This window comes from Deltaproteobacteria bacterium (assembly GCA_020845775.1).
Taxonomy (GTDB): Bacteria; Bdellovibrionota_C; UBA2361; order SZUA-149; family JADLFC01; genus JADLFC01.
In genome coordinates this window covers 1-3,472 of record JADLFC010000165.1, presented here as the reverse complement: position 1 = coordinate 3,472, position 3,472 = coordinate 1, and the positions used below count along the sequence as shown (strand labels likewise).

Genomic DNA, 3,472 nt, shown 5'->3' with positions numbered 1-3,472 from the left:
TTGAAACCTTATATATCTGCATGTCATCCGAATATTACATAAGAACCGTAAACAGTAGTTGACGACTAGTGGGTCAGCGCCATGGCAGAAAAAACTCGTCCAATAATTATTTCAATTCTCAACCACAAAGGTGGCGTCGGCAAAACGACAACGTGTATTAATCTAGGAGCGGGGCTTGCGCGAGTGGGTAAGCGCGTTTTGTTAATTGACATGGACGCACAGGGAAACCTTACGGAGTCACTAGGTAGAGCCTCAAAGGAAACACAAAAGACGATTTACAATGCTTTTGTCGATGAAATATCTCTAGACGACATTATTGTTCCTACTCTCACCCACAATTTGCACTTTGTGCCAGGAAGCGAGGCTATGGCCGCGCTAGACCTTACTATTGGCTCCACTTACGGCCGAGAATTTTTACTGCGCAACCGCTTATCCGAAACAGAGAAGCTGAGTAACTATGACTTTGTAATAATCGATAACCCTCCTAGCATATCCCTAGCAACGGCAAATGCTCTTGTGGCTTCTGATTACTATGTAGTACCGCTTACTTGCGAATATTTGCCGCTCATCGGCCTAAAACTGCTAAAGCGCTCGGTAAAGCAGCTCGAAGCGCTTAATCCCAAACTGCAATCTCTCGGCGTATTGCTCACGATGTACAGCAAGAACGAAAAAATAACTAAAAAAATTGAATCTCTGGTAGAAGCTCAACTGGGCGGAGGCGTATTTAAGACGCGTATTCGCACAAATACTAAAGCAAAAGCAGCTCCAATCGGAAAGAAAACTCTTTTCGAGTTCGAAGGAAAACGAGGAGGTCGAGGAACCGAGGACTACACCAAGTTTACCGAAGAGTTCCTGCTCCGAATTGACGAGCGCACAAAAGCTAGAGAAGAGCGAAATTCAAACGGCGCTACAAACCAACTTATTGCCTGATCCGGAAACAGCAGATCACCGAAAGGCTCTTCATACGTCATAAACGCTCACTATCTATTCATAATGGGCCTGTCGGGAAATTTATAGCATTTACAAAAATCCTTTTTGCAAATGGTGTAACCCCAGTTCCGAAAAAACCTGCTGCCAGGGAAGTATTTCAACTCCTTCGTAAACTCTTGGATGCTCCTCGCGACAGGCGCAGAGGTATCGATTATCGGGGTAATCGCGGCGCACGGACAATAACCCAGCAAGGTGTCTTTCACTTAGCTGCTTGGATGATTTTATCTCCAAAAAAACTGTTTTTTCCCTAGGTGCTTGCAGGACGAGATCAATTTCGAGGCCAGCTTTTGTAAGAAGATAGGATAGCTCGTATTTGTTTCTGAGATATGAGTTAAGGCGAAAAATCTCAAGCACTAACCAGTGCTCAAAGACCATTCCTAGCTCCTGCGCACTAGTGATGGGCAGATGACTTACGCCTTCAATGGCGCGCTTTACGCCACAGTCGAATAAATAAAATTTGGGGGACTTAATTTGCTGTTTTCTAAAACTCGTATTGGTAGCCGGCAAGTAAAATCCCACCAGAGTGTCTTCTAAGATATCAAAATAAGTTCTAACCGTTTTATTATCTATATTTAAGTCCTTTGCAATTTGATTAAAATTAATTACCGCTCCGTTTGCTTGCGCGGCAACTTTTAGAAATTTTTTAAAAGGCACGACATTGCGGACAAGTTGTTCGGCAAATATTTCTTCCTTTAAATAGGTGTCAACGTAACTTGCCAAAAACAGGTTTTTGTCTTCGGCCGTGAGACTATAGAGCTTGGGAAGACTTCCCCATTGGAGTGTCTCTAATAAGTCAAACTCCTTTCCTAACTCTTGGTGGGTTAAGGGAAACAGATTAAAGACAAATGCTCGCGCCGCTAGTAAATTAGCTCCACCTCGCTTTAGCTTTCTTGCGCTTGAGCCCGTAAGCGCAAACTTAATTCCCCGCCGTTCTATTTCGCGGTGGGCAATGTCAAGTAACTTAGGAAGTTTTTGGACTTCATCTATGACCACCCATTGGCCAGGCATTTTGTCGCACATAGCCGATAGGCGATCGGGGTCTTCCAGTAGCTGGAGCTCAGTCTGTGCTTGTAACAAATCGATCCACAGCACGGGCTCGGATTTAAAAAACTGACTCAACAGATGAGTTTTACCCGTGCCTCTTGCCCCAAATAGAAAAAAACTATTTGATTTCGATATGTTAACTTGTCGTGGGAACATATTCCTAAAATGGATTCCTTTTTAGGAATATAGTCTAGCGCTAGCTAGCGGCTTTAGTCAATTGCCATAAAGCTTAGACACTTACAACAACACTGGAAAACCGATACTTTTTTATTACTGTTAGAAATGAGAAAAAAGTAACGCGGTTCAAGGTTTTTAAGGTTTTTTATTTTGGGTGCGTATTCTAGCGTAGCCTTTTATTTGCAGACGCCAAGCTCTAATAGTTAGGTTTTGTACCATCAGCTCCTTTCCGAGCGTAAGAATATGCGCTTTTGCTAGCTCACTTCATAATACTGCTCCAACAACGAACGTGGCTCGCGTGACATCAAGAGCTCGGTAGCTAAGTGCTCGTCTAGCAATATGGTTTTTGCGTGGGGAAAGTTTTCTCTAAATTTAGCAAGGCCAGAAATACTATCACCATGGCCTCTCGTGGATTTAATTTCTATCCCCAGCACCATGTCGTCATAACGCCAAACGGCATCGACTTCGTGCTTTCCTTGGCGCCAATAATAAACCTCTCCAGGAGCCGTTAGAATTTTTGCGATTACCGCAGCTTCAAACACCTGTCCTCTCCAAGCTAAATCACTTTCGATGCGCTGGGGATTGCTAAAGGCGTGAACTAAGGCGGGTGCTAGAGGCACGATCTTGGGACTTGAAGATTTGGTTTTAACCACTTTTGTCGAATATTTTTCCAAAATCTTAATGACAAACACTTGTTCAAGGATTGAGAGATACGATTTTATAGTTGCGATATTGCCCTTGTCCTGAAGTTGCCCCAAGAGTTTTTGATAGGAAATTTCTCTCGCAGGGTAACTTAGGGCTATCTCAAAACTTTGGCGAAAAAGCGACATATTGGAAATTTGCCTTAGCGCAAGTATGTCTTTAGCGATAATTGGCTCAACTACAGCATCGCGCATAAACTGTCGCAGGCGCTGTTCGTCGTTAATTAGGTTAGCCGCTGCAGGGTATCCTCCGTATTTAAGGTAAGTGTTTAAGTCCCAACCAAAAGCTTCTTTAGATTCGTAGGCATCCCAGTGATGTACTCTTATTAATTCAAATCGCCCAAGGAGGCTTTCTTCAAGACCTACCTTAAGAGCAAGACTAGCAGAGCCAAGGATTACGACCCGCAAATTCTCACTTCCCCTATCTTCGTCAAAAAGGAGTTTTACCACCTCACTCCAACCTTCTACCTTTTGCACTTCATCGATAACTAGGAGGGTGTTTGCCCCGAGCAAACGAGCTTTTTTCCAATTTTCCGCAATCCACTCAGGTCTAGGCGGAA

3 protein-coding genes are annotated in these 3,472 nt (G+C 43.6%); 1 reads left to right on the top strand and 2 read right to left on the bottom strand.

What is annotated here, in order from left to right; translation table 11 throughout:
- The first annotated feature begins 81 nt into the window (after positions 1-81).
- On the top strand, positions 82-930 hold the full coding sequence (locus tag IT291_10535) for a ParA family protein (GenBank protein ID MCC6221664.1): 849 nt from the start codon (positions 82-84) through the stop codon (positions 928-930).
- Between the two features lie 90 nt (positions 931-1,020).
- Here the strand turns inward: IT291_10535 and IT291_10530 are convergent, their stop codons facing one another.
- Both IT291_10530 and IT291_10525 read right to left on the bottom strand, forming a co-directional pair.
- Positions 1,021-2,190, bottom strand: a complete 1,170-nt coding sequence (locus tag IT291_10530) for an ATP-binding protein (GenBank protein MCC6221663.1) — start codon at positions 2,188-2,190, stop codon at positions 1,021-1,023.
- 275 nt (positions 2,191-2,465) lie between these two features.
- Positions 2,466-3,472 (bottom strand): ATP-binding protein (locus tag IT291_10525; GenBank protein MCC6221662.1); only part of this gene is annotated, 1,007 nt, incomplete at its 5' end.